Consider the following 25,381-nt stretch of genomic DNA (forward strand, 5'->3'; position numbering starts at 1 on the left):
CGTGAACAGGCCAAACACACGACAGTACTGACGGACCGCCGCTATCAACGCAGAAAACACTTGCAATGCAGGCGCCACCCACACAGGACATCCGGCAACTGACCTCGTTGCTGCATTTGCAGCCTGCTTTGCTGCCATTCGCTGCGTCGGCGAGATGTTTGCTTCACCTACGGTACGCATGGCGGACCAAAGCAATCGAAGGCCCGCAGACCCAGTTCCGTGTTTGAGAATTTTTTTTGGATTTGGTCGATCGAGTTGAAATTGACGGGAGTGCTATCAACTCAACATTCTCTCAGAAACATCCTCAAGAAGATCGTGCAGTTCGAATTCCGAACCTTTTTCTGCGAGCCCCTTGTCTTGCAGAATGAACGACAGGCCATGCACGAAACTCCATAGCAGAAACCCCCGGCGGCGCACTTCGTCCGTGATTCCCTGCTCGCCAAGACATTTTGCAACTTCGGTCAAAAGAATGCCAAAGCTCTGTTGTCCACCCACCTCCAAATGAGGGTCGGCGATGCGATCTGTGAAACCGCCAAACTTCAGCCGAAATACTCCCGGCTCGTTCTGCGCAAATGCAATATACTCCATTCCGATGGCGGTGATACGTTCCGGCGATCCTTCAGGTATACCCTCGAGCGCAGTCAGCATGTTTTGGCGATGCCTTGCCATGCCCTCAAGAACGACGGCGACAAGCATTTCTGTCTTGTCTTTGAAGTGCTTATAGGGTGCTGCAGTGGACACCCCCGCCAACTTGCAAGCCTCGGAAACCGAAAAACTGTCCGGGCCTTTTTCTTCCACCAGCTGCCGGGTCGCTTCGATGAGTGCCGCGCGCAGGTCACCGTGATGATACGATTTCTTCTTCACGGATCGGTGGCCGGTTTTGCTGGCTGTGGCCAAGGTTTTTTCTGTGCTCGTCATGATCCAACATGTGGCAGATCACGTAACACTTGTCAAAGTGAGAACTTCTAACATATGTTAGATGCACTAACTTGATGAGGTCCCAAAATGCCGAATCCTGCGAAATCTTCTTCTGAACCCATCCGGCAAAGCCTGTTTTCGCGCATGTTGCGCGCTACTTTCCGGTTAGGGGTGACTGTCAGCGTTATCGCCATTGCATCAGCCGCGGTCTTCTTTGGAACCTCCGAGCTAACGCGCCGAGCGGACGCCGTGCCCGCACCGGATGCTGCATCCGTTACCCCTGTTTCCGTCACACCGATCAGGTCCGAGTCGCAGTATACTGTTGATCGCGTTTTCATCGGTCAGGTCGAACCGCAGCGCTCGGCAAATGTGTCATTCGAACTGAACGGTACTTTGGATCAGATCCTGGTGGATGAGGGCGATGAAGTGGCGAAGGGTCAGCTTCTTGCGACACTGGATATCGCGCTTTTAAAGGTTGAACGCGACCGCCTGACCGCATCGCGAAATGCCATTGCTGCACAGCTAAGCTTTGCGCAGAAAACGGTCGGACGAAATACAAAGCTAGTCGAACAGGGCTTTACCAGCCAGGCAAGGCTGGATGAGGCGCTGGCGCAACAGGATGAGTTGTCGTCCAGAATTGGCGAGCTTGATGCAGCCTTGCATAACGTGGCGGTTCGGAACGAAAAATCCAGCATCAAGGCACCATTTGCGGGGCAAATTACCTCACGCCACGTCGATGGAGGCGAGACTTTGCGCTCTGGCGAACTGGTGCTGGGCATGGTCGAGGTCGTGTCCCCGCAGGTGCGGATTGGAATACCGCTGGACGTCGCGCCCGCCCTGTTATCGGATGTCGAGATCGAAATAGCAGGTGAAAGACATCAGGCAGAACTCGCGACCCTGCGGCCCGATATTGATCCGGTCACCCGCACCCGCACAGCCTTGTTCGTTCTGAAAAATCAGCCGGATATTGCATTCGGTCAGACTGCACGTGTGCATGTCATCGAACCGGTTCAAAGCGCAGGAACCTGGGTTCCGACAACCTCGCTAAAGGAAGGAAACAGAGGCCAGTGGACGTTGTTGGTGGCGGACGGTCAAAAAACCGTGCGTTTGGCCACGGTCGAAGTGCTTCACGCCGAAGATGACCGCGTCTTTGTACGTGGAGCGTTCCCAGACGGCACGGTTCTGATTGATCAGGGACCACAGCGTGTAACCGTTGGTCAGCGTGTCGCCTTCGAAACCGGCCAGTAGCGGAGCGATCCCATGGAAACCCTGACCTTTCGCCACCCCCGGCTTGTCGCTCTTATCATCCTGGTGCTTGTATCCGCGGGGTTATCGTCGTTCCTGTCGCTGGGCCGGCAAGAAGACCCCACAATCACCAACCTTTTTGCAACCGTAACCACTAAGTTTCCGGGCGCAGATCCTAAGCGCGTCGAAGCCCTTGTCACGGCGGAAATCGAGGAAGAGCTTCGCAAAATTGCCGAAGTGGATGAAATCAGCTCGGTATCCCGTTCGGGCGTTTCCGTTGTCTCTGTCGAGCTGATTGAAACGCTGGATGAGACCACCATCGAACAGGTTTGGGCTGAAGCGCGAGATGCGGTTGAGGATGCCAGCCAGAAGTTCCCGGTGGGCGTGCTGCCTCCGGACTTCGACGCCGAAGGTATTTCCGCTTATTCTGCGGTCATCGCGGTGGCGGCAGACACTCCGGATTTCCCGATTACTTTGCTGTCTCGCCACGCCGAAACACTGGGCGACCGGCTGCGCGCGATACCTGCGACACGGGCCGTCGACTACTTTGGTCTGCCGGACGAAGAAGTTCTGGTCAGTGTTGAATTGGATAAGGCGGCAGCCTTGGGGCTCAGCGCTGCCGAGATATCCCGGCGAATTGCACAAGCCGATGGCAAAGTTCAGTCGGGGCGGCTGCACTCCGATGTGGATCTCACGATCAACATCAGCGGTGAGATCGAGACCCTGGACCGTGTCCGCAATATTGTCCTGCGCGAAAGTGCGGAAGGCGCTGTGGTGAAGCTGGGAGATATTGCCAGCATCGACCGAGGCGCACGCGATCCGCAGTCGTCCATCGCATTCGCCAACGGCAAGCCCGCTGTTCTGGTGGGCGTTCTGGCACAAGACGGTGTTCAGATCGACCGCTGGACCGGTTTTCTACGGAACGAACTTGAGACCGGCGGCGCCTCGGTGCCTTTGGGCATTCAGGAACTTCTACTTTTCGATCAAAGCCAATACACGACGGACCGCCTGACAGAGGTCGGGATCAACATGGCCATCGGTGTGGCGCTTGTGGTGGCAGTGCTGTTCGTAACGCTGGGCGTGCGCGCCGCGGCGGTTGTCGCTTTGGTGCTGCCGGTCGTTTCATTGGCGACTCTGGCCACGATGAACATGATCGGTTTGCCCATTCACCAGATGTCCGTCACAGGTCTGATTGTGGCATTGGGTTTGCTCGTTGACGCGGCCATTGTTATGACCGACGAAATTCGGCGTCGCCTGCAGGAAGGAATGGCGCGCCCTGAGGCCGTCCGGGACGCTGTCCGCCGACTGGCCGCGCCCTTGCTGGCATCGACTGTCACAACCGCGCTTGCATTCACACCGATGATCTTGCTTCCCGGACCTGCCGGGGACTTTGTCGGCGCCATCGCCATCTCTGTGGTGCTTATGCTGGTATGGTCGCTGCTTGTTGCACTGACTGTGACGCCAGCGATTGCGGGCTGGCTTTTGTCAGACCGCGCCGATGCCGGGATGCTGAGCCGCGGTATCAGCATCCCTCTGCTTGCGCGCCTGTTTGAAGCCTCTATCCGTTTTGCCGTCGCCAACCCGGTGCGATCCATCGCCCTGGCCTTGATTTTACCAGTGCTGGGTTTTGTGGCGTTTCCAACGCTGACGGCGCAGTTCTTTCCCGGCGTAGACCGCAACCAATTCTATATCGAAGTCGATATGCCTGGTGGCACATCAATCGCCAAGACCGAAGCAACCGCGCGACAGATCGACGAAATGCTGCTGGCGGATGAGGGGGTGAAAAGCGTCTATTGGACCGTCGGAGAATCCGGCCCTGCCTTCTACTACAATATTGTCGGCAACCGCTCGCGCGAGCCCGGCTTTGCGCAGGCCATGATCACAACCGAGACCGCTGACGACGCGGCACGTATGGTTGGCACATTGCAGAGCCAACTGGACACAGAATTTCCCGGCGCTCAGATTATCGTGCGCAATCTGGTGCAGGGCCCGCCCGTCGCGGCACCGGTTGAGGTGAACATACAAGGGCAGGACATCACGGTTCTTCGCAAGCTGGGCGATGAGGTGCGTTCGATCATGGCCAATCTTGATCTGGTGACCCAGGCCCGGGCCAGCGTCAACGGCGGCAACCCACAAATCCGGTTCGAGATTGATGAGGTCAAAGCCCGCTTGTTGGGGCTGGACGTGGCGGATATCGCCCGACAGCTGGATTCCGCGCTGGTGGGCGTTACCGGCGGGTCGCTGATCGAAGGAACAGAACAATTGCCTGTGCGTGTGCGTCTGGGTGACGAGGTCCGGTCGGATCTTAGCGCAATTGTCAGTATGCCCATCCTGTTGCCGAACGCGGCCGCCGTCTCGGCGACCGGCGTGTTTCCCGCCGTGCCGCTGTCAGAACTGGCCCGCCCCGTTATTGAACCGGCCGAAAGCGTCATAACGCGAACAGACGGCATTCGCGAAAACACCATTCAGGCATTTATTGTCCCGGGTGTATTACCCGAAGAGGCTTTGCAGGATGTATTGGCGGCGCTCGATGCGTCAGGATTTGTGCTGCCACAAGGCTACACCATGTCCTTGGGTGGCGACAGCGACGCCCGGTCCAACACCGTCGGGAATCTGCTAGCATCCGTTGGCTTGATCGTCACATTGTCCATTGCGACGATTGTGCTGACATTCAACTCATTCCGGCTGACCGTTGTAACCCTTGTGGTGTGCGTCCTGTCCGCGGGACTTTCGATGTTGTCACTGGCCATCATGCAGTTTCCATTCGGCATCACGGCGATTATCGGCGTCATCGGCTCAATCGGTGTGTCCGTCAATGCCGCGATCATCATTTTAACCGGCTTGCAAAAGGACCCTGATGCAAGCCGCGGCGATCATATTGCCATGGCGCGGGTTGTGTCCGGTTCAAGCCGCCACATCATCTCGACAACGGTGACGACCTTTGGCGGGTTCCTGCCTCTGATCCTCGGTGGCGGCGCGTTCTGGCCGCCATTCGCAGTGGCGATCGCCGGTGGCGTATTGTTGTCGACCGTCGTGTCCTTTTACTTCACGCCACCGGTTTTCGCATTGGTCTACCGGGGACGGTTTGGAAAACGACATCTGTCCACTCACCAAAATCCCGATTCCGACAACGCGGTACTCAGGCTGGCCGCAGAATGAGGGTTGCAATCATTTCTGCTGGCGAAATTCTCTTCGCCGAAAGCTGCATTTGACCGCCATAGGCCCCAAGGTTTTCGGCAAGATCTTTTTCTCACCCCGGCATCGACGCTGCATCCAGCTGATATGCCCACCTTGTTCGGATGTGGACGGCAGGGATTGGCCTACAACACCCGCCCATTTCCTGTCGACCGACTAAACAGACGACTGGTAGTAGGCAGTGAGCAATAGCGCGGCAATCACAAGTTCAGCGACCAATGGTGGCAAAACCGCCTTGTCGAACCCGTCGGTCAGAAGGCCTGCAATGCGTCCAAGCGCTACGGCTCCCATCAGGATTGCAACGGCAACATAGCTGAGCGTCTGGCCGGTCATCAGGCCGATCACCAGAAGTGCCACCGAAGCCAGAAACAGCCCACCGATCACGGAACGGATCGTGCTGAGTCCGGCCGTCCCCACCGGTTCGATGGCAAAATTGGCGACTATACGCCGGGGCGCGAACATGGACAGGGCGCCCAGCCCCGCCAGCATCAGGGATGCAAGAATGACGAGGATGTTTAGTGTGGTTTCCATTTCTAGTCTCCTTGGGTTCAGGCCAACTGGCGCAAAGCCCGATTGGCGTTGTCCTGCGTAGCGATGTCTGACAGAGCGCCATCAATGCCGGCCTGATCTACGACCGGCCCCGTTGGATAGCCGGTTTGACTGGCATAGAAGTGACCGGTTTTGAATTCGGGGTTCAGTAACCCGTCCAGATAACGTTTTGCTCCGACCTCGACGCTATGCATCATGCCAAAAAGTGGCATCAACACCCCGCCAACATGTTTGAAGAAGATGCGCTTCATCAGCGGCAGATCGTCAAAGCCCGAGGTGCCGGCAGTGCCGCCCGGGCTCATGGTTACAAAACGGACATGCGGGTGCTGACGCGCCATCGCCCCCATCCACAGGATCGCCGTCAGCTTGGCATAACCATAAGTCTGCATCGGATCGCCCTGGGGGCCAAACTTGCTGCCATCGGCGATTGACCTGAACTCCTCTACGGTTCCATCGGACAGATCGGGGCGGTGCATTCCCATTTTTGGAATACCCCGCGCGGCCTCAGATCCCGCATAAAGAACAGTGGATGTCACCAATTGGCGCTCTAATAGCGCATCCACCAGCACCACATGGCCCAGAACATTGGTGGCGAAGATGTTGGTCACGCCCGCGCTAGTGAACGTGTTGGGCTCCCGCCCGCCTGTACCACCGGCATTGAGAATAACGGCGTCAATCGGGGTGGAAAGCTTGGCCACTGCGTTGCGAACCGAAGCCGGGTCGGTAACATCCAGAAGGACCAATTCAAAAATCTTGCGTCCGGTTTCACTTTCCAGCGCCGTTTTGGCTGCCTCCGCTCTGGTCCGGTTGCGACAAGCCAGATAGATTTTGTCGATGCCCTTCTGCAGGGCAAGCTGCCGAGCGGCCTCGCGGCCCAGCCCGGCATTTGCTCCGGTGATCAAGACGGAATGGATCGGATTCATGATGTAGGTTCCTTGGTGTCCGGTTTGATGCACCAAAGATAGGTCGGCGCAAAAATGAACTGTAGATAGCAAAAACTGGACATGAGGCTTCAGGAATGAAACATATGGTGCATGTCGATACAGGAAAGCCATTCCCTCAATTGGGACGATCTGAAATACTTTCTGGCTGTTGCCCGAACCGGAACGCTCAGGGGTGGTGCTGATAGCATTCAGGTCAACCATACGACCCTGACCAGGCGGCTTTCGGTTATGGAAGAGCGTGTGGGCAGCCGGTTGTTCGACCGCTCCAAGTCCGGCTTGTCACTGACACAACTTGGCGAGGACCTGATGCCTCATGCCGAACGGGTCGAGGCGGAAATGACAGCTGCGTCCCGGGTCATCGTTGGCCGTGACGCTCAGCCTTCAGGCACGATCTACGTCACACTTCCCCATGGTTTGGCGATGACGTCGCTGATGGATGATTTCGCCGCCTTCGCTGATCTATACCCAGACATTACACTCAACATGAATTTCACAAACGATATTCGCGACCTGATGCGCCGGGAAGCCGACGTTTCCCTGCGGATTGCCGACGAGGTGACGGACGACGTGGTCGGGCGAAAGCTGGTCCAGATGTCCCAGGCAGCCTATTGCACCCGCAGCTACGCCGAACGCATCAGCGACAATGGCGGAGAGGACCTGCACCTGATTGGTTGGCACGAGCCCGAAGACGCGACTACCGCGAAATGGGTGAAAGACAGCTACTACCCCAAAGCCACGTTAAAACACCGGGTTTCTGAACTGGTCCCCTTGATCACGCTGGCGGCCTCTGGCCTAGGTATGGCCTATCTCGCCTGCAACCTCGGAGACCGACACGCTGAGCTGATCCGCGCACCGTTCCAAAAGCCAATGCCCTATCGCAGCATCTGGCTTTTGCTGCATCGTGATTTGCGCAACACGGCACGGGTCCGACTATTCGTCGATTTCCTTGCCGAACGGGTCAGATCCAGACGAAACGAGTTCTGGGTTTCGGGCACCGTATCACCCACTTAGCGGTCAAGTGCTGCATGTGCGCGGGAACGAAAAACTGGCAATCCTGCGGCACAATCCGTCATTCAATTTGCCTTCGGCAATGATGCCTTGGGTCCTGAACCAATTTCCTATTCAGATCCTACATCCTGAAGAAGTGCGGGGATCAAATTCTCAGCCAGCGACGCGACCGCGTCGACGCGCGCAATGCGCCGCGTACCCGGGCGATAGGTCAAAAACACCGAATAGGATCGCGACACGTGGTTGGGAAGACATCTGACCAGCCGACCATCAGTCAGGGCGTCCGCCAGCATAAACTCTGGCAGAAAAGCATAGCCTCGTCCCGCGACAGCCAGATCGAACAACACCGGGAAACTTCGGGTCGCAAACGGCCCGCTGACCTGTACCGGTGACACGGCCTTGGGCGAGAAGAAGGTCCAGGTGGTTTCTGCGACATCGCTGCGGAATGTCAGGCAGGGTTTGTCTTTCAGGTCGTTTGGTGCGCTGACGGGCGATCGTGTTGCAAGTTCCGGTGCAGCAACCAGCAAGCAATTGAAGCTGCCGAGTTCTTTTGCAACCAGCCGGTCATCGTCGAACGTGCCTATGCGAAAGGCCAGATCCGTGCTCGGATCCTGCATATCTTCAAAGTCATAAGCCGGACGCATGACCAAAGTGAGATCGGAAAACCTGTCTCGCACCGCCGGAAGCAGCGTCGAGGCGATGAGCGATCCGAATTCAGCGGTGGCCGCGAAATTGACCTGCCCTGACACATCCCCGGTTGCTTCGCGGGCAATGTCATCGAGAAGATCAATGTCGGCCAGAATAGACTGAATACGCTGATGCAGCCGGATGCCTGTTGGGGTCAGCTTGACTGACCTGCCGCTGCGCACGACCAGCTTTACACCAAAATGTTCTTCAAGCCGCGAGATGTGCCGGCTGACCCCGGATTTCGCCATATTCAGATGGTCGGCCGCAACACTGATACCCCCCAGGCGCGCAACGCTGTGAAAGCTGATGAGGGCAGGTATGCCAACTGTTCTAATATTCACAACCATTAGTTCATTTTGATACGTCTGTTGCTTTCTGTTGGCAATACCTAACTTCAGCTCATCAGACGGTCCTGGACCGGGATCACACGCAGGAGACAGCAAATGAACATTATCGTCACAGGGGCCAGCAGCGGGTTTGGCAATCTGATCGTGGCTGACTTGATCAAGGCCGGACATCGCGTCGCCGGAACAGTCCGCGATCTGGACGGGCGCAACCAGGACGCAGCAAAAGCGTTGCGTGAGATCGGTGTCGAAGTGGTCGATATCGACGTGACCGACGACGCGTCGGTCGAAGCAGGTGCCGCCGCGGTCGAGGCTGCCTTTGGCTATCTCGACGTTCTGGTCAACAATGCGGGTGCCGGTGCTCAGGGTCTGCAGGAGAACTTCTCGGGTGAGGATTTCCGTCGCATCTTCGACGTCAACGTCTTTGGGGTTCAACGCATGACGCGCGCGGTGTTGCCGAAGATGAGAGAGCGGCGCGCGGGTCTGATCCTGAACGTCACCAGCCTTCTTGGCCGTGTCACCGTGCCCTTCCTTGGACCGTATAATGCAGCAAAATGGGCGGTTGAAGCCCTAAGCGAGAATTATCGCTGGGAGCTGAGCCAGTTCGGTGTCGATGTGGCCGTGATTGAGCCGGGCGGTTTCCCGACGAATTTCTTCGCCAACCTTATCGCTCCGACGTCGCGCGACCGGGACGCAAGCTATGGCGAGTTCGCCGGTGCACCTAACGCCATGCTTCAAAGCATGGGAGAGTCCCTCGCTGACAATCCCTTGCAGGTGCCGCAAATCGTGGCGGATGCGGTGCTGGAGGTTATCCATACGCCTGCAGGCGAACGCAGGTTCCGCAACGCAGTGGACAAAAGCGGCATGGCCGAGCCCGTTATCCCGATGAACGAGCAGGCGGAGGCGGCGACCAAGGCGCTCTTTACTGCCTATGGGATGGACGGCATGATGACGCTGAACACCACCGTCGCTGACGCCGCGTGACACGCGCGGCAGGCCCGGATATGCGTCCGGGCTTGCCGCCAGACTTCCGCAATCGAAAAGGTGCACCGTATGACCCATCCCGCATTCCATTCCGACTCTGTCGCAGTCATCACAGGTGGGGCGTCCGGCATTGGTCTCGCCGCCGCATTGAAATTCGCTCAGATGGGCATGCGGGTGGTTGTTGTCGATCGGGATGCAGCGAATCTATCCACCGCCGCAGATCTGATCAGGGCCGCTGGTGCTGCGGAAGTGATGACAGCCGAGGTCGATGTCAGCGTTCGCGCGCAAGTGGAAGCGCTTGAAAAGCAGGTGAATGACCGTTTTGGCGGCGCGGATATCTTGATGAACAATGCCGGTGTGGGCGGCAAGTCATCCACATTGGACACTGCGGAACCATGGGAGAATATGCTGGGCGTCAATCTCTGGGGGCCGATCCACGGCACGCAGGTCTTTGCCCCGAACATGATCGCCAGAGGCAGACCGGGCGCCATCATCAACACCGGCTCAAAACAGGGTATTACCACCCCGCCCGGAAACCCGGCCTATAATGTTTCAAAAGCAGCTTTGAAGGCCTTTACCGAGGCCTTGTCACACGAACTACGTACTGGCCCGGGACACCAAATAACGGCCCATCTGCTGGTGCCCGGCTTTGTTTACACCGGCATGATCTCGGCACCGAAAAAACCCGCCTCTGCCTGGACCGCTGAGCAGACTGTTGATTTCTTCGTCGACAGTGTGAACCGGGGTGATTTTTACATCCTGTGCCCAGACAACGACGTGACGCGGGATATCGACGAAAAACGCATCGCATGGAACCTGGCGGACGTGATCGAAAATCGACCCGCGCTTAGCCGCTGGCACCCGGATTACAAGGACGCCTTTTCGTCCTTTATGGCTGGTGAGGATTGATAGCATCAGCCGATGCTCCAAGCGCAGCAAAGCAAATGCAGCCGAGAAAAACTCTGACGGCCCTTTCCTGCCGTTGGACGATGGTTTTCAGTACTGCGGTGCGGCTCACCGAACCTGACATTCGCTGCACCAGCAAATCGTCGAGACAAACGAGCTCACGGGTAGCAGGGCATAGCGGATTTTTAGCATACTCCCAGAACACTCCGGCCGCAGCGAACAAAGTGGGATTTTGTGCCTTGGTGTTCACTTCGTTCAGGCTCGTATGTCCAAAAATCTGTGGTTAGATTGATCAAGCAAAGGGAAACACAAGTTCGCAACCCGCAGTACCTTAGCAAACCCGTTTCGTTTGGGTATGGTGCTGCATGTCACCGCCTATAAGTGACGCGACAGAATTTCTGGCAACTGATGTCACACGTATGTCGCCGATAGCCTTCAAAAGGCGCGTTAACCAACTAACTTGAGAGGTGCCTAATGTCTTTCACTGACCGCCCGTTATTTTCGCGTCGCCAGTTTCTATACACAACAGCTGCGAGTGCTGCCGCAATTACGCTTCACCCCTTCTCGGTTGCTGCGGCCAACAATCAGGCCCATCTTCGGATCATGGAAACAACCGACATTCATGTCCATGTGTTCCCCTACGATTACTATGCCGACAAGCCCCGCGACACGGTGGGCCTGTCCCGCACGGCCTCGATCATCAATGAAATCCGCTCTGAGGCGACGAACTCGCTTCTGGTTGACAATGGAGACTTTCTGCAAGGCAACCCGATGGGCGATTACATCGCCTATGAACGCGGTATGAAAGAAGGGGACAATCATCCAATCATCACCGCATTCAACACGGTTGGTTATGACGCAGCAACGCTGGGCAATCACGAGTTCAACTACGGGCTGAACTTTCTTGAGACCTCTTTGGCTGGTGCGGATTTCCCAGTGGTTCTTGCCAACGTCGCTAAAGAGAAAGGCGCGAGTCCGCGCGATGACAAGACGCTCGTTCAGCCTTACACCATTCTCGACCGCGAAATCGAAATGGGCGACGGCACGAAACATCCGATCAAAATCGGTGTTATCGGCTTTACGCCTCCGCAGGTCATGAATTGGGATCGCAAGCATCTCGAGGGCAATGTCGAGGCGCGGGATATCATCGAGACAGCTCAGGCCTATGTGCCTGAGATGCAGGAACAAGGCTGCGATCTGATCATCGCGTTGTCGCATTCCGGCATTGGCGATGCGAACCATGCAGATGGTATGGAAAACGCCTCGGTTGTGCTTGCAGGTGTCGAAGGGATTGATGCGCTGGTCACCGGGCACAACCACCTGGTCTTTCCCTCGCCAACTTTTGCAGACCGTCCGGGGATCGATGTTGAAAAGGGCACACTGATGGGAAAACCCGCCGTCATGGGCGGCTTCTGGGGGTCGCATCTGGGCCTGCTTGATCTGCTGCTGGAAAGGGACGGAAATAAGTGGCGCGTGGTGGCCTCCACATCCGAAGCGCGGCCAATTTCCCAAAGGAACGAGGATCGCTCGATTACCGCGTTGGTCGGAGATGATCAGAGGGTCCTCGACTCGGTTGCCAAGGATCACGACGAAACTCTGGCCTATGTCCGCCGCGCGGTTGGCAAGACATCTGCGCCGCTCCACAGCTATTTTGCGCTGGTCGCAGATGACCCATCCGTGCAGATCGTATCGATCGCGCAGAAATGGTATGTCGAAGAGATGTTGAAAGGCACCAAACATGAAGGCCTGCCTATCCTGTCCGCGGCAGCACCTTTCAAGGCCGGTGGCCGCGGCGGTCCGGAATACTACACCGATGTCCCCGTTGGTGACGTTGCCATCAAGAACGTTGCCGATCTGTATCTCTACCCGAACACGGTGCGGGCGGTCCGCGTGAACGGTGCGCAGGTCAGGGGCTGGCTGGAACGTTCAGCCGGAATGTTCAATCAGGTTGAAGCGGGTTCAAAAGATGCGGTTCTGCTTAACCCGGAATTCCCATCCTACAACTTCGACGTCATGGATGGCGTGACTTATCAGATTGACCTGTCCCAGCCCTCGCGCTTTGGGCCCAAAGGCGAAGAGGTTAACCCCGATGCGGCGCGGATTATGAACCTTTCCTATAATGGCGAACCTGTCACGGATGACATGGAATTCATCATCGCCACCAACAATTATCGCGCGTCAGGCGGCGGATCCTTCCCCGGAGCGTTGGGTGACACAATCGTATTCGAAGCCCCCGATACCAACCGCGACGTCATCGTGCGCTACATTGTCGAACAGGGCACGATTGATCCAAAGGCAGATGCCAACTGGTCATTTGCGCCGCTTGCGGACACGACAGTTTTGTTCGAAACAGGTCCAAAGGCGCGGGACTATATGGGCGACATCAAAGGTGTCTCAATCGAGGACGCCGGAGAAGGCGCCGATGGCTTCGCGGCTTTCCGGATCAAGCTCTGACTCAAAATGCGCACGAAAATCGCCCGCCACCAAATAAAACCGGTGGCGGGTTTGCATCTGTCGCCTCGCCCCCCTTTCCGGACATTCACCCCATAATCTCCATGCTGCGGCGCCGCCTGTTGAACCCGATGGGGTGGATAGCTCCTGCTCCAACCGGCGTCGCAATGCGCCATACTGCAGTTGTGTATCACTGCTAGGAAAGGAGCTACCCAATGCAAGTTACAACAGTCGGCATCGATCTGGCCAAACATGTTTTTCAAGTCCATGGGATTACTACGGATGGCACCGTCGTTTTCAATCGAGCGATCCGGCGCGCCCAACTTGTCGCCTTCTTTGATGAACTCGAGCCATGTTTGGTGGGGATGGAAGCATGCGGGTCCAGTCATCATTGGGCACGAGAACTCTCAAAGCTGGGCCATGATGTTCGGCTGATCCCGGCCAACTACGTGAAGCCTTATGTGAAACGCGGCAAATCTGACGCGGTTGATGCTGAGGCGGTTTGCGAGGCAGTGACGCGCCCAAAAATGCGGTTTGTAGCGCCGAAATCGGAAGCGCAGCCTGCTGGTCGAGTTTGGCATTATCATAGCGCAGGGTACAGGAAGTGCCGTGAAGTATGCCAAGAACCTTCTGGATGGAGACAAACCAGACCTGCCTGAAATTGCGATGGATGTTCTCAAGCAGCTGAGTCATCAACTCGTTGCCATGCATCTCCGCCTCCGTTGGTACGAGGTGCGCATGCGCCTGCATTCGAAACTGGACAAGCGCGTGATGTTGCTGCGCACGATCCCAGGAGTTGGACCCGTGACAGCATCGGCAATTGTTGCAACCGTCGGTGACGCGAAGCAGTTCAAGAACGGCAGACAGTTTGCAGCCTGGCTTGGTCTGACGCCGCTCAACCGATCCAGTGGTGGTAAGGAACGATTGGGGCGGATCACGAAGATGGGCGACCGATATATCCGGCGCCTCTTGGTGACCGGTATGACGGCGCGATTGCGGCAAATGAAGGTGAACCCCGACCGTGTCGATCCATGGGCCATAGACCTGCTCGCCCGCAAGCCTCCCCGTTTGGCGACAATCGCCATGGCCAATAAGACGGCGCGGATCGTCTGGGCTGTGCCGACCAAGAGCGAATACTACCGTCCCCACACGATCTGAGAGAACAAGAAGGGAATACTCGAGACAGCAAGACCCTTGAAATGATGGAGTACAGTCAGCCGGCCAGCCAAGACACCCCGTCGAACGGCAAGGACACTAGTTGTCCGCAATACCCGTATGGGACTTGGTCGCGGAAACCATCAAGGCCAGCAGCCGCGTGTGCTGCGCAAACAGGCCGGACACACGTCTGCTTCTGACCAGTGCGAAATTACTTTCAAAAAATGTCTTGCTATGCGGGAGCTATCCACACATGCCATTCGCGGTACGAGTAAGATTAACAGATGGACAAATTCACAATCTGCGGGACAAAGCCGCTATTTGCGTGGAACTGGTCACGAACCAGAGAAAATGTCTCATGCAATAACAATCAAGTTGGACCAGTCAGATAAGGCTGCTCAATCCCCGCAACTGTTGTTGCGATACGTGTAGCGGTTGGGTTCGAGGTTCAACTCGCGCAGCCCACACACCCCCAGATCATCTCTGCAATGGAACCCATGCGGATTCTGCATTGCAGCAAGCTTGGCAACTTTCCTTTAGCCCAATTTGGGAAATCGGCGAGATGCGCCTATTTTTTCATCCAAGGCAGAAGCGCTGTACAAAAATTAGGCACATGGCGTGGAAATAAGCAGATTCTGACACTGCAGGTTAGTGTTCCGACACTTCAACAGAGAAACAGATGGCACCGAACGACGCTCTAAAGGTGCCCTATTACCCAAGTTGCAGCCATATTTCCCACGCACAGCGCGGTACCGACGCGTGCTGCAGGCACCGTCAGCTTATCCACCAAGCAATTGTGCCACAGGACCGTGCTGGACACGTTTCGACAGTCCGGGTCCTTTAGATGCCTGTTCCCTAGAGCGACCTCACCTGATCTGGATGCGGTTCTTCTGAACACGGCGGGCGGCGTGACCGGTGGCGATTCATTCCGGTTTTCTTGCAAAGCAGCAAAAAGCACGGCGCTGACTTTGACGACACAAGCCTGCGAGCGCGCCTACAAAGCCCGGCCTGAAGAATGGGGCCAGATTACAAATCACTTGACGGTTGAGGGTGATGCCCGGCTGAACTGGTTGCCGCAAGAGACCATCTTGTACAACGGCAGTGCTTTGGATAGACGCCTCCGGATCGACATGGCGCTCGACGCTGAAATGCTGATGGTCGAGCCGCTTGTCTTTGGGCGCGTTGCCATGGGCGAGACGCTGACCGACATCCGCTTGCGCGATCGGATCGAGGTTCGACGCGGAGGGACGCCGGTGTTTCTCGAGACGATCAGGTTCTCTGGTGATTGGCATAGGCACTTATCCAAACCTCATATTGCAAACGGGGCGGGGGCGATGGCGTTAATCGTCTTGGCGTCGAGTTCTGCCGAAGGTCATCTGAAACCTGTCCGGGAAATGCTACCGGACACCGCCGGGGCAACCCTGATCCGGAAAGACCTATTGGTCGTTCGCATTCTGGCCAGCAACAGCTTTGCACTGCGCCGAACGCTGATACCGGCTCTGCGCCGACTGAACAAAAACACATTGCCCCGATGCTGGATGCTCTGACATGAACCTGACCCCTCGTGAAAAAGACAAATTGCTGGTCGCCATGGCTGCCGAGGTCGCCCGCAAGCGGCTGGCCCGTGGCGTCAGGCTGAACCACCCCGAGGCCATTGCCTTGATAACTGACGCCGTGGTCGAAGGCGCGCGCGACGGCCGTTCGGTCGCCGATATGATGCAAGCCGGCGCCGAAGTGATCACCCGCGACCAATGCATGGAAGGCGTGCCCGAGATGATCCACGAGGTGCAGGTCGAAGCCACATTCCCCGACGGCACCAAGCTTGTGACCGTCCATAACCCCATTCGCTGAATTTCAAAGGAGTTTCCCATGACCCGCATGCTGTTTCCCGCTCTTGTTCTGGCTGGTCCTGCCGTGGCCCATACGGATACCCATGTTCATGCTCATGGCAGTGATTACGCCCTTCTCGCAGCTGGGCTGGCCTTGATCGCAGTCATCGCCATCACAGTGATAATGAAGCTGCCGAAATGATCCCGGGTGAGATCATTCCTGCCGAAGGTTCACTGACGCTCAACGCAGGACGCAGCAGCCGTCTGGTTGTCGTCGCCAATACCGGTGATCGACCCGTGCAGGTCGGCAGCCATTACCATTTTGCCGAAGCGAACTCGGCCCTGGATTTTGATCGCTACACGGCCTTGGGAATGCGATTGGACATCCCGGCAGGCACTGCCGTGCGATTTGAGCCAGGCCAAACGCGCGAGGTTATGCTGGTGCCCTACGATGGGCGCCGCCACATCTACGGTTTCAATATGCATGTCATGGGGGCTCTAAAAGATGCCGGGCAAGATCAGCCGGAGTGACTATGCCTCGATGTTCGGCCCTACAGTCGGCGACAAAGTACGATTGGCGGATACCGATCTGATCATCGAGGTCGAGAAAGACCTAATCGTCGAGCGCGCAACAGCAGCGCGTTTCAGCGAAACCGGGCACCGCGAAGACATCTATGGGGAAGAGGTCAAGTTCGGTGGTGGCAAAGTCATTCGCGACGGGATGGGGCAATCTCAGGCCACGCGCGCCGAAGGGGCCGTGGATACGGTGATCACCAACGCGCTGATCGTCGATCATTCCGGCATCTACAAAGCGGATGTCGGCTTGAAAGACGGGCGCATCGCCAAGATCGGCAAAGCAGGAAACCCGGATACCCAGCCGGGCGTCGACATCATAATCGGTCCGGGGACCGAGGCCATCGCGGGCGAGGGCCGCATCCTGACGGCCGGCGGGTTCGACAGCCATATCCACTTCATCTGCCCGCAACAGATCGAGGACGCGCTGCATTCCGGCCTGACAACCATGCTTGGCGGTGGCACAGGCCCTGCGCATGGCACCTTGGCCACCACCTGCACGCCAGGCCCCTGGCATATCGGGCGGATGTTGCAGGCAGCGGATGCGTTTCCGATGAACCTGGCTTTTGCGGGTAAGGGCAATGCCTCCTTGCCCGCAGCAGTTGAAGAACAGGTCAAGGCCGGGGCTTGTGCCCTGAAACTGCACGAGGACTGGGGCACCACCCCTGCCGCCATCGACTGCTGTTTGTCGGTGGCAGACGCGATGGACGTGCAGGTGATGATCCACACCGACACGCTCAATGAATCAGGCTTTGTCGAGAACACAGTGGCCGCCATGAAGGGCCGCACGATCCACGCTTTCCACACCGAAGGCGCAGGGGGTGGTCACGCTCCGGACATCATCAAGATCTGCGGTGAGAAACATGTTCTGCCGTCCTCGACCAACCCCACGCGGCCCTTTACCGTGAACACGGTCGAGGAACACCTCGACATGCTGATGGTCTGTCACCACCTCGACAAATCCATCCCCGAGGATGTGGCCTTTGCCGAAAGCCGCATTCGGCGCGAGACGATTGCGGCCGAGGATATCCTGCACGACATGGGGGCATTCTCGATCATCGCGTCTGACAGTCAGGCCATGGGCCGGGTCGGAGAGGTCTTGATTCGAACCTGGCAAACCGCTGACAAGATGAAGAAACAGCGCGGGCGCCTACCCGAGGAAACCGGTGAGAACGACAACTTACGCGTACGCCGCTATATTGCGAAATACACAATCAACCCGGCCATTGCCCATGGCCTGAGCCACGAAATCGGCAGTATCGAGGAAGGCAAACGCGCTGACTTGGTCCTTTGGAATCCTGCTTTCTTCGGTGTGAAACCAGAGATGGTTTTGCTGGGTGGCACAATCGCCTGCGCCCAGATGGGTGATCCCAACGCATCGATCCCCACACCGCAGCCGGTTTATAGCCGCCCAATGTTTGGCGCCTATGGCCGATCCGTTGAAAACTCGGCAATCACCTTTGTCTCGCAGGCCGCGCAGGCGGACGGGATCGGTGATACACTTGGAATGGCAAAGCAGACCGTCGCTGTCCAAAACACGCGAGAGATTGGCAAACAGGACCTTTTGCTGAACAACGCGACACCGCATGTCGAAGTTGACCCGGAAACCTACGAGGTGCGCGCGGATGGCGAATTGCTAACCTGTCAGCCTGCCGAAGTTCTACCGATGGCACAGCGATACTTCATGTTCTGATTAAAAATTACGCTGCGTTGCAGCAAGCGCATCCCGGGCATGACCAATCAGCCACTACTAAGCGAGTGAAAGATGACAGATATTAGGACGCAAGGGAGGACCAACGTCTCGCAAGCTTACGAGGGTCCCAATGGCACACACAGAAAGTCAACCGCATTCCGGTTTTTCCGTATTCGGTCTGTTCTCGGCAATTGGTTCGTCGATCTTTTCGGCTCTTGCTCGATTGGCCGAAGCACGATCGCGCACCGATCAAGTGCAGTTCCTGCAATCGCTGAGCGACGAAGAACTGCGCAAACGCGGCCTGTCCCGCGACCGGATCGTACAACACGTTTTCGCGGGCTCCATCTGGTAATCGCTGCCCGTTCCACAGAGGGGGCGCTGACATGACCATCCTCCTTTGTACAGCACGGCAGTATTATGATCATTTACACGGCGAGCCTGCGGACGCCCTTTCGCTGACCTATGAAGACCGGTTTTTGCGCCGCAAGGTCCTGACATGCGAAAGTGGCGAACAGATTCTTGTCGATCTGGCGCAAACGACCTCGCTGAACCATGGCGGCGCGTTGGTTCTGGATGACGGTCGCGAAGTGGAAATACAGGCCGCACCTGAAACCTTGCTCGAGGTTGCAGCCCCTGACCTGGCGCGCATCGCATGGCATATCGGCAACCGCCATACTCCCTGCCAGATCGAAAAGGATCGCCTGTTGATCCAGGTCGATCATGTCATTCGAGACATGCTTCTGAAAATTGGCGCCTCAGTGCGAGAGGTGCACGAGCCGTTCACCCCCGAAGGCGGGGCCTATGGCCACGGCAGGACCCATGGCCACGCCCACTGACGGCGATATCCTGACGCTGATCCAGTGGTTTTCTCCGGCATATCCTGTAGGGGCCTTTGCCTATTCCCATGGGTTGGAAGCTGCAATTGACGAGGGAACTGTCGCGAATTCTCAAGATACCGAAGCCTGGATATCAGATGCGCTGGAACATGGATCTGGGTGGAATGACGCTCTGTTCGTTGTGGCGGCCTTCAATGCGCTGGACAAAGATGACCTGATCAACGTCGATGTCACGGCGCGGGCCTTTTGCGCGACATCCGAAAGGCTCATGGAAACCGAACTGCTGGGGCAGGCCTTCGGAAATGTCACCAAAGGGGTCTGGGAATTGGACCTTGGGCAGTTCACTTACCCCGTCTCGATTGGACGGGCTGCAAGACTACAAAACCTTCCCCTGCTGCTGACGACCAAGATGTTTCTGCAAGCATTCGCAAGCAACCTTGTCGCCTGTGCGACGCGCCTTGTGCCACTGGGACAAACCGATGCTCAGAGGCTGATCCGTGATTTGACACCGCTATGTTCTCATATCGCCGAAAAGGCGCAATCGGCAGGCTTGGAAGAGTTGAGTTCGACTGCATTCCTAACGGACATCGCGTCGATGAGACATGAAACACAGTATTCAAGGATATTTCGGACATGAGCAGTATGAACGGCCCTCTTCGCGTTGGCATCGGTGGTCCGGTTGGAGCCGGAAAGACCACTTTGACCGCTGCCTTATCTGAAGCCCTGCGCGATTTCTGTTCGGTGAGCGTCATCACCAATGACATTTACACGCAGGAGGATGCCGAAGCGCTGATGCGTATGCAGATCCTTCCCCAAGACAGGATTATCGGCGTCGAAACGGGCGGTTGCCCCCATACAGCAATCCGCGAGGATGCATCGATCAACCTTGCAGCGGTCGCTGAAATGCAGGAACGCCATCCCGATCTTGATGTTGTTCTGATCGAAAGCGGCGGCGACAACCTGTCGGCTACGTTCAGCCCGGAGCTCGCCGACCTTACAATCTATGTGATCGACGTCGCCGCTGGTGAGGAAATCCCGCGAAAAGGCGGACCGGCAATAACAAAATCCGACATCCTAGTCATAAACAAAACCGATCTGGCGCCGCATGTTGGCGCTTCACTGGAGGTCATGGAAAGAGATGCAGCCAGAATGCGCAACGGACGGCCTTTTTTGTTCGCGTCCCTTCGTCACAAAAAAGGGGTCAGCGCGATTGTTGACCTCCTGGTGAAACGCGGGGGGTTGATAATTTCAGAAGGGAATTAGCGCTGGGAACCAAGATGCAAAATTGTCGGCTCCTAAAGCCGATTGGAGAGGCTGAAAGTACAAACTTTCATTTTCACGTTTGTCTGGATGTTATGTTTTTCCCTCACACATCTGCTGTCTGTATACGAAGTGCACCAGGCTAAACAACTACTCTTGACCACAACGTTTTTCTGGGCCGGTTTGTTATGCGTTCCGCGAGTTTCGCCCTCCGATGTTTCTGCGTGACACGCGAAATTGCGACGCCGGTTATAGGGTTCTTCGCGCTCATTCAAGCAATTGCACCAATGTTGGGGCAGCAGCGCACCAGCCGGGTATTCGCTGCAACTGTGATGTCGCCGGCATGTTACGCTCATGCAAAGTGCGAATTTTCGGATTTTCCGAATAGCCGTCCAAACCACGGACGCTTGTGCGCGCAATCAGAACGTCACATGTCTGCAAAAAAACCCGAGATCGAAGCGCCCGAACTTGATCGAGTGAAATCTAGTACTTTTTGGTTCTTGTAACAGCACGCCAGCCTTCCGGTGGTGGCCTGTCCAACAGGAGTTGAGCCCGGGCCATCATTGCGACTGAGGCGGGATCCCCGTTTCGGGCCTGATCTGCGGCCACGAATGCTGCAACAGCTTTTTCAAACTGCCCGGCCCGGTAGTGTGCAAGGCCCTGTTCATACAACCCAATCCAGGCAAGGGATCCATCAAACTCATCCTGCATCGCGATCAGTTCATAGACAACCAGTTCTTCGGTGCGTCCGAACACGGCAAGCGTGTCCAGTTCACGGACCACAATCGAGCCGGCGGCCTGACGTCGCGTCTCCTCTCCGATCAGGATCAGCGTGCCAAAGTCTTTATTGGCACTTTCCAGCCGGCTGGCAACGTTTACGACATCACCAATCGCGGTGTAGTTCAGACGCTGTTCTGAGCCGATATTTCCGACCAGAGCCTCACCGCTGTTCACCCCGATCCTGACGCGCAGAAGGTTGCCGGCCTTATCTTCAACTTCGGACGCATCTACGGCAGCGACAAGGTCCAACGCTGCGCGGCAGGCATTTTCAGCGTGGTTGGTATCTTTGCGGGGTGCACCCCAAAACGCCATTACCGCATCGCCAATGAATTTGTCGATCGTTCCACCGTTTTGAGTGATGGCCACAGAGGCCGCATTGAAAAAGGGCTCCATGAGTTGGACAATCTTGGGACCAAGTTTTTCGGACAGACCGGTGAACCCAGTAACATCGCAAAACAAAACGGAAATCTGTTTGATTTCTCCGCCTGGCTGTATCTTGATGCCCTCAGCAACCAACATACGCACGAGATCCGTGGGCACGTATTTTCGGAACGCAGACAAACCTGCCGCCATACTGGCGGTAGCTGCAGAAAGATTGGCAAGCTCAGACAGGCTGGACGGTCTGCGCGCAATCCGTTCGACGTCAAAGCGTTCAATTTTACCCAGGTCTTCAGCGATGCGCGCCAACGGATTTGCCACAACTCTGCGGATCAGCCAGATTGCCAGTCCTGTTGCAAAAACCACCACAACGATCAACACATAAATCAGGTTGATCAGCGTTTCATCGATGCCCGACAGAAAGGCCGCTTCGGGTATGACTGTTGCAACGCGCCAACCGTAAAATCCCAGCGGCGTCAACGCCACCGCATAAGGTACACCGTCGATGACGATACGTTTCGTCAAAGTGCCCGAGGTATTTGTTTGGGGGTCAGCCAACAGCCTTTCGCCCGATATCATGGCGGCTTCGTAAAGCTTGCCCTCACCCATGCGCGCCGGAGTGATCTCATCCGCTTCAGCGTCGGGAACTGCAATGACCTTGCCATTGGCGTTCAGAATAAATGCCGCGCCAAACTCGCCGGGTGCGAGCGTGGCAAGAAAGCGTGACAATCGGTCCGTATCGATCGCAACGGCCAGAACCCCTTGCCGCGTTCGGCTGACATCTATCGGACCGGCAAAGGCGTAAACGGTTTTGTCACTATCCGGAAGATCACGCGCTTCGATCCACCCGGCAGAGTTGAGGCCCATGAAGTTTTCAAACCAGGCATGTTCGCGCGGGTCATAGGATGTTTCGGTAAAGGTCCTTTCTTCGAACTGGATGTCACCGGGAATGAAGATGTAACGGTCTTTCCGTAACATTCCGTCCCGAATACCCTCGTCGATTTCAATCATCTCGAGCCCGCCGTCACCCAGGCGATGTGACGCAAAAAAATTCCCATCGGGCCAGCCGAAGAAAATCCACGAGATATTCGGCTGCGCCTGCAATTGTGACAGAAAGACAAACTCTCGCTTGTCGGCCTGTCGTGTCGCAATGACGTTCTGTACAAAGATAGTGCGAACGGCTGCCCAGGCGGCTTCGGCCGACCTGAGGGTCACGCCCACTTCAATGCGCACGGTATTTGCAATCTGGCCGTTGATCTCAGCCGCCAGCATACGGCTATTGTCGCGCGCTGTTGTCCACCACAGGGAATGGACGATAAACGTCGATACCCCGATAGACACAGCCACCAGAATTGACACAGCGATGCCTACGCTAAATCGCAACTAAATCTCCGACAACAATGTCACGTGCTTCAGTATTGGATTGAGACTGACAAGAGGGCAAAGCTTTCTTACTTCCAGTCCCCAAATCTCACGTATCTGTTAAATGCATGCCAACAGCTTCATCGAAGCAGACACCTTAACAGTATCTGCTGCATCTGATCCGCCGAGCCTTTCCAGACGCTTCGCCCAGATGCTCCAACGTGCGAAGTACAAAACCCCAGTCCGTCTTGTGCAAACGGGCCACGTCCCGCAGAGACTTTTCCAGTGGAATACGGGTCGGAAAAGCGGCAGGGAGATCCTGATAGAGGTTTTGCACGGCGTGACGCGAGAGGCCTGCGGCAAATGACCGTTTCCCGCCCTTTGTGCTGAATACTACCTGCCGGGAACAGCGATATCGATGGTTCAAGCCCCCTGCCCTTCCTTGGCTTTGCGCGTCCATCAAGTCGTTGCCCACAGGCTGGAAATTGGAGCTGCGAACATGTTGTCCGCGAAGGGTACAACCTGATCGTGGTCGTAAAGAACGAGCCCCTGGATGAATTTGTCACCACACGCCTCTGTCAACCTACGCATCCCGGAAAAGTCGCTGGAGGTAACGGTAGCAGACGACTTCACCTCGACCCCAACGATCTCGCCACGCCTGTTTTCCAGAACGATATCCACCTCGTTTCTGTCTTTGTCGCGGAAATGCGAAAACGTGCACCTTTGCTCGCTCCAGGTTGCAATCTTGCGCAACTCGCTGAACACAAATGTTTCCAGGATCGACCCGAAGGGTGTCTTGTCCTTTTTGACAGTGTCCGGAGTAATGCTGCGCATGGCCGCCAGAAGGCCTGCATCCAGGAAGTGCAACTTGGGGGATTTGGTCAGGCGCTTCAGGCGATTGGTGAACCACGGCTGCAAACTGTGCACGAGAAAGAGGTTTTCAAACACACGTACGTATTTCTGAGTGGTCACGTGATTCAGACCAATGGCAGCACCGATCCCCGAGTAATTGACCAGTTGACCAGAATGCTCTGCCAGAACTGCCAGTAGTTTTGGCATGATTGCGAGCTGTTCGATCTGGGCCACATCGCGAACGTCCCGTTGTACAATCGCATCAAGATAATCATGGTACCAATCCTGCTTTCGCCCCCATCTTTTCCGTCCAAGAGCCTCGGGGTAGCCACCGGAAAGAACTGTCTCAACAAGTTCATCGCCAATGACCGGCTGGTCTACGACAGGGGCTTTGGCTTCGAATGCCCGGTCGATAAAACCCGATTTCGTTTCCAGGATTTCCGTCCGGCTGAGAGGTAGGAGACGGACAATTTCCATTCGCCCGGCAAGAGAGTCCGCGACCTTGGGAATGGTCATCAGGTTGGCGGAACCGGTCAGCAGAAACCTCCCTGCCCTTTTGTCATCATCCACCGTTTTCTTGATTGCCAGAAGGAGGTCCGGTGCGCGCTGAACCTCATCGATAACCGCCCGGTCCAACCCGCGGATAAAACCGACCGGATCATCTATGGCTGATTGCAACACAGTCGCATCGTCCAATGTCAAAAAGGGAACTTTGTCAGAGGCGATTTCTGTTGCCAAGGTTGTTTTGCCAGACTGCCGAGGTCCGGAGATCACGACAACACGCGTGTCTGACAACGCTTCTTCTATTCTGGTTTTGGCAAATCTTGGATACATGTTCGAAAGACTTCTTTTTGTCCGATTGAAAGTACGGGAACGACCAATTGAAAGTCAACATCCGACCAATTGAAATCGAAGGCCCTGAAAACTGAAAGCACTGCTTGAGCCTTACCATCAAAGCACGTGCACTTTTCTCGTGGTTTCTTTCAGCAGACAGGTCGAGATTTTTTGAATATCGGCCTTGGTTGCCACCTTGAAACACACCCCGCGTTTCAAGGTTGTTTCAAACTATCCATGGTCTTCGAATACACCCGGTTCCAGCTCTTCCCAGAACGCGAAAACCGCCGCTGCGTTCGATCTCGACCTCCACCCATGCGCGCGGAAATGTTTGCGATCCAGATCGTCAGTCAGGCCAGACAGAAACAACCTCTTGTCCGCATCGCGCTGGGTCGGGTTTCGCCGCGAAACCAGATCTTCGACGACGGCCAGTTTCCGAGCCCGCTCAGTGCGCTCTGCCGCGCGGGCCTCATAGGCCTGATCCTCGCGCGCCCTGGTCTCTGCCCGGGTTCCGTTGCAAACTTTCGGCCATTGACGCTTTCGGAATTAACGAGTGAATGACTCGTCGGTCGTATCAAGTCGAAAGCCAGCTCATGAT

24 protein-coding genes and 1 pseudogene are annotated in these 25,381 nt (G+C 56.3%); 17 read left to right on the forward strand and 8 right to left on the reverse strand.

Features of this window, described 5'->3' with window-relative positions:
* Both ACR0EZ_RS24460 and ACR0EZ_RS24465 read right to left on the reverse strand, forming a co-directional pair.
* The coding region (locus ACR0EZ_RS24460; RefSeq protein ID WP_480617405.1) for a hypothetical protein at positions 1–180 on the reverse strand (180 nt) is incomplete at its 3' end.
* 96 nt (positions 181–276) lie between these two features.
* The gene (locus tag ACR0EZ_RS24465) at positions 277–918 is read right to left on the reverse strand and encodes a TetR/AcrR family transcriptional regulator (RefSeq protein ID WP_480617406.1); all 642 of its coding nucleotides are present in this window, start codon (positions 916–918) and stop codon (positions 277–279) included.
* A 171-nt stretch (positions 919–1,089) separates the two neighbouring features.
* Here ACR0EZ_RS24465 and ACR0EZ_RS24470 point away from each other — a divergent pair, with 171 nt between their 5' ends.
* Together ACR0EZ_RS24470 and ACR0EZ_RS24475 are read left to right on the forward strand one after the other, a co-directional pair.
* Positions 1,090–2,166 (forward strand): efflux RND transporter periplasmic adaptor subunit, encoded by a 1,077-nt coding sequence (locus ACR0EZ_RS24470; protein WP_480617407.1) that lies wholly within the window; start codon positions 1,090–1,092, stop codon positions 2,164–2,166.
* 12 nt (positions 2,167–2,178) lie between these two features.
* The gene (locus ACR0EZ_RS24475; protein ID WP_480617408.1) at positions 2,179–5,322 is read left to right on the forward strand and encodes an efflux RND transporter permease subunit; all 3,144 of its coding nucleotides are present in this window, start codon (positions 2,179–2,181) and stop codon (positions 5,320–5,322) included.
* Positions 5,323–5,514: 192 nt separating this feature from the next.
* Here the strand turns inward: ACR0EZ_RS24475 and ACR0EZ_RS24480 are convergent, their stop codons facing one another.
* Positions 5,515–5,889 carry a DUF4345 family protein gene (locus ACR0EZ_RS24480; protein WP_480617409.1) on the reverse strand — a complete coding sequence of 125 codons (375 nt, stop codon included), beginning with the start codon at positions 5,887–5,889 and terminating at the stop codon, positions 5,515–5,517.
* Between the two features lie 17 nt (positions 5,890–5,906).
* Positions 5,907–7,052 carry an SDR family NAD(P)-dependent oxidoreductase gene (locus ACR0EZ_RS24485; RefSeq protein ID WP_480617410.1) on the reverse strand — a complete coding sequence of 382 codons (1,146 nt, stop codon included), beginning with the start codon at positions 7,050–7,052 and terminating at the stop codon, positions 5,907–5,909.
* Between ACR0EZ_RS24485 and ACR0EZ_RS24490 the strand changes: the two genes are divergently transcribed.
* A complete protein-coding gene (locus ACR0EZ_RS24490; RefSeq protein WP_480617412.1) occupies positions 6,942–7,862 on the forward strand; it encodes a LysR family transcriptional regulator in 921 nt (306 codons plus the stop codon). The two genes, ACR0EZ_RS24485 and ACR0EZ_RS24490, sit on opposite strands and share 111 nt — an antisense overlap.
* Before the next feature lie 107 nt (positions 7,863–7,969).
* Here ACR0EZ_RS24490 and ACR0EZ_RS24495 read toward each other — a convergent pair whose 3' ends face one another.
* Complete coding sequence (locus ACR0EZ_RS24495; RefSeq protein WP_480617413.1) at positions 7,970–8,989, reverse strand: LysR family transcriptional regulator; 1,020 nt, start codon at positions 8,987–8,989, stop codon at positions 7,970–7,972.
* Here ACR0EZ_RS24495 and ACR0EZ_RS24500 point away from each other — a divergent pair, their 5' ends adjacent.
* Together ACR0EZ_RS24500 and ACR0EZ_RS24505 are read left to right on the forward strand one after the other, a co-directional pair.
* Positions 8,990–9,874, forward strand: a complete 885-nt coding sequence (locus tag ACR0EZ_RS24500; protein ID WP_480617414.1) for an SDR family oxidoreductase — start codon at positions 8,990–8,992, stop codon at positions 9,872–9,874.
* Between the two features lie 69 nt (positions 9,875–9,943).
* The gene (locus ACR0EZ_RS24505) at positions 9,944–10,783 is read left to right on the forward strand and encodes an SDR family NAD(P)-dependent oxidoreductase (protein ID WP_480617415.1); all 840 of its coding nucleotides are present in this window, start codon (positions 9,944–9,946) and stop codon (positions 10,781–10,783) included.
* On the opposite strand, the gene ACR0EZ_RS24510 is transcribed toward ACR0EZ_RS24505, so the two are convergent.
* A complete protein-coding gene (locus tag ACR0EZ_RS24510; protein ID WP_480617416.1) occupies positions 10,764–11,030 on the reverse strand; it encodes a hypothetical protein in 267 nt (88 codons plus the stop codon). The genes ACR0EZ_RS24505 and ACR0EZ_RS24510 overlap by 20 nt on opposite strands.
* Before the next feature lie 224 nt (positions 11,031–11,254).
* Between ACR0EZ_RS24510 and ACR0EZ_RS24515 the strand changes: the two genes are divergently transcribed.
* From ACR0EZ_RS24515 to ureG, 11 genes and pseudogenes are all read left to right on the forward strand, one after another.
* Positions 11,255–13,234 (forward strand): bifunctional 2',3'-cyclic-nucleotide 2'-phosphodiesterase/3'-nucleotidase, encoded by a 1,980-nt coding sequence (locus tag ACR0EZ_RS24515; RefSeq protein ID WP_480617417.1) that lies wholly within the window; start codon positions 11,255–11,257, stop codon positions 13,232–13,234.
* Between the two features lie 212 nt (positions 13,235–13,446).
* Positions 13,447–14,389: pseudogene (locus tag ACR0EZ_RS24520) on the forward strand (IS110 family RNA-guided transposase).
* Positions 14,390–15,195: 806 nt separating this feature from the next.
* A complete protein-coding gene (locus ACR0EZ_RS24525) occupies positions 15,196–15,933 on the forward strand; it encodes an urease accessory protein UreD (RefSeq protein ID WP_480617429.1) in 738 nt (245 codons plus the stop codon).
* A 1-nt stretch (position 15,934) separates the two neighbouring features.
* Positions 15,935–16,237, forward strand: coding sequence for an urease subunit gamma (locus tag ACR0EZ_RS24530; RefSeq protein ID WP_170655068.1), 303 nt, complete (start codon positions 15,935–15,937; stop codon positions 16,235–16,237).
* An 18-nt stretch (positions 16,238–16,255) separates the two neighbouring features.
* Positions 16,256–16,417 (forward strand): hypothetical protein, encoded by a 162-nt coding sequence (locus ACR0EZ_RS24535; RefSeq protein WP_480617418.1) that lies wholly within the window; start codon positions 16,256–16,258, stop codon positions 16,415–16,417.
* On the forward strand, positions 16,414–16,746 hold the full coding sequence (locus ACR0EZ_RS24540) for an urease subunit beta (protein ID WP_480617419.1): 333 nt from the start codon (positions 16,414–16,416) through the stop codon (positions 16,744–16,746). The genes ACR0EZ_RS24535 and ACR0EZ_RS24540 overlap by 4 nt, the downstream gene beginning before the upstream one ends.
* Positions 16,721–18,481, forward strand: a complete 1,761-nt coding sequence (gene ureC / locus ACR0EZ_RS24545) for an urease subunit alpha (RefSeq protein ID WP_480617420.1) — start codon at positions 16,721–16,723, stop codon at positions 18,479–18,481. The genes ACR0EZ_RS24540 and ureC overlap by 26 nt, the downstream gene beginning before the upstream one ends.
* A gap of 130 nt (positions 18,482–18,611) precedes the next feature.
* Positions 18,612–18,833 (forward strand): hypothetical protein, encoded by a 222-nt coding sequence (locus tag ACR0EZ_RS24550; RefSeq protein WP_480617422.1) that lies wholly within the window; start codon positions 18,612–18,614, stop codon positions 18,831–18,833.
* A gap of 31 nt (positions 18,834–18,864) precedes the next feature.
* Complete coding sequence (locus ACR0EZ_RS24555) at positions 18,865–19,317, forward strand: urease accessory protein UreE (RefSeq protein ID WP_480617423.1); 453 nt, start codon at positions 18,865–18,867, stop codon at positions 19,315–19,317.
* Entirely contained in the window at positions 19,301–19,954 is a 654-nt protein-coding gene (locus ACR0EZ_RS24560) for an urease accessory protein UreF (RefSeq protein WP_480617424.1), read from the forward strand. The genes ACR0EZ_RS24555 and ACR0EZ_RS24560 overlap by 17 nt, the downstream gene beginning before the upstream one ends.
* Positions 19,951–20,580: an urease accessory protein UreG gene (gene ureG / locus ACR0EZ_RS24565; protein ID WP_480617425.1), complete on the forward strand. Its 630-nt coding sequence runs from the start codon at positions 19,951–19,953 to the stop codon at positions 20,578–20,580. The genes ACR0EZ_RS24560 and ureG overlap by 4 nt, the downstream gene beginning before the upstream one ends.
* A 480-nt stretch (positions 20,581–21,060) precedes the next feature.
* Here ureG and ACR0EZ_RS24570 read toward each other — a convergent pair whose 3' ends face one another.
* Positions 21,061–23,118 (reverse strand): adenylate/guanylate cyclase domain-containing protein, encoded by a 2,058-nt coding sequence (locus ACR0EZ_RS24570; protein ID WP_480617426.1) that lies wholly within the window; start codon positions 23,116–23,118, stop codon positions 21,061–21,063.
* A gap of 438 nt (positions 23,119–23,556) precedes the next feature.
* On the reverse strand, positions 23,557–24,783 hold the full coding sequence (locus ACR0EZ_RS24575) for an ATP-binding protein (protein WP_480617427.1): 1,227 nt from the start codon (positions 24,781–24,783) through the stop codon (positions 23,557–23,559).
* A gap of 126 nt (positions 24,784–24,909) precedes the next feature.
* Here ACR0EZ_RS24575 and ACR0EZ_RS24580 point away from each other — a divergent pair, with 126 nt between their 5' ends.
* Positions 24,910–25,344 carry a hypothetical protein gene (locus ACR0EZ_RS24580; RefSeq protein WP_480617428.1) on the forward strand — a complete coding sequence of 145 codons (435 nt, stop codon included), beginning with the start codon at positions 24,910–24,912 and terminating at the stop codon, positions 25,342–25,344.
* Positions 25,345–25,381: the final 37 nt, after the last annotated feature.

It is taken from the genome of Ruegeria sp. AK4 (genome assembly GCF_056541025.1).